This is a genomic window from Corallococcus exercitus, from assembly GCF_003611585.1.
GTDB lineage: Bacteria > Myxococcota > Myxococcia > Myxococcales > Myxococcaceae > Corallococcus > Corallococcus exercitus.
The window spans coordinates 1-1,571 of the sequence record NZ_RAVW01000772.1; the positions used below are offsets into that span (position 1 = coordinate 1).

Sequence of the window (1,571 nt, forward strand, 5' to 3'; positions counted from 1 at the left end):
CACGAGCCCCATCGTGTCCCCGGCGATGGACAGGCCGGTGCCCACGTCGCCATTCCCGTCGGCAATCTCCTTGCCCTGCACCACCAGGTCCAGCGCGGCCCCGATGGCGCCCAGGCCGCCCGCGACCCTCGTGGCCACCAGCGCGCCGCCGGACTTGTTCGCCGCGCTCAGCAGGGTGCCCGTGAAGCTGGTCAGCTGCTGCGCGGAGAACGTCCCCGCCCAGAGCTTCCCCAGCGTGTCCTGCGCCTTCGCGGATTGGTTCGTCTGGAAGATGCCAATCACCAGGCCCGCCGCCGCGAGGGGCCCACCCCACCTCGAGGAGCCGGCCTCCAGCGTCTTCAACGTCGACAGGCCCGCCTGGGACCTCCCCGCCGCCACGTCCCGCAGGCCCTCGATGCCCGTGCGAATCGCTTGCGGCAGGTTCTTGAAGTTGGCCTGGATGTCCGTGCCAGCGCTCCCGGCCTGCTGGCCCAGGTAGCCCAGGGTCAACACGGTCTGGAGGTGATCCACCGCCTGGCGGGGCGTGGCCTTGGGGAACTTCTCGAAGAAGCTCACCAGCGTGCCGGAGACGGCCTTCTCGCGCACGGTGTCCAGCGGCAGCGACGCCATGAAGGGCGCGAACGCGGCGCCGGGCGCCTCCATCCTCGCGGCCCAGTGGAGCGCCGTGGCGGCGCCCTTGGACTGGGCCAGCGCGGTGTACGCGGCCTGGATGGACGCGGCGTGCTCGGAGCCATCCGGCCCGCGCAGGGCCTGTTCCAGCAGGGAGGCGTTCTTCCCGAGCGTGGCCTCCAGCGTCTTCGCCTTCGCGTCGAAGCCGGCGTAGTCGCCGCCGTGCTGCTTGCGGAACTCCTCGATGTACGCGCGCTGCTGCGTGTCGGTGAGGTACGGCCCGAAGGACGCGATGTCGCTCGCCAGCCGCTGCTCCAGCGCCTCGCGTTCCGCCAGCGCCGCCGTGTAGGCCAGCTCCGCCGTGTGCACCTCGGCCACCGCCGTGTCCAGCTTGGCGTTCACGGCCGCGCCCGCGCTGCCCAGGCAGGACACCAGCGCGTCCCGGTCCGCGGGCAGCAGGTGGCCCCGCTTCGCCGCCGCCTCCAGCGCGGGCTTCATCGTGGAAAGGCTCCCCTGCTTCGCCACCGTTTCCAGCGCGCTGTTCGCCACGCGCAGCGTGCCCACGGAGGTGATGCCCGGGGGACGGGGCGGCGGGTTGGGCACCGCCTCCTGCACGCCGTGGGCGAAGTCCTTCGACAGCGCGTCCTCCAGCGTGCGCGAGGGCGTCGCCTGCAACAAATCAATAAGCTTCGCCTGGAGCGCGGGGTTGTCCGCGGCCTTCTGCAGCGCCACGTTCGCCGCGCCCGTGAGGGTTTTCGCCTGCGAATACCCCTGCGTCAGCAGCGACCACGCCTCCGCCACGTTCACCGTGGGCGCGCTGTCCGCCACCGCTTCGGTCGCCCGCATGGCCGACACGCCGCTCCCCTCCGGAGCGCCCGTGGCCATCGCGCCGTACCCCAGTCCCAGGAGGTCGGGTCCCCGGCGGGGCGGCGTCAGCACGAACGCATCCGGCGGCGCTGGAG

General features: G+C 72.5%; 1 protein-coding gene. It reads right to left on the minus strand.

The features are described from left to right. On the minus strand, positions 1 to 1,571 hold a 1,571-nt coding region (locus D7W79_RS41880; RefSeq protein ID WP_208729985.1), incomplete at both ends, for a hypothetical protein.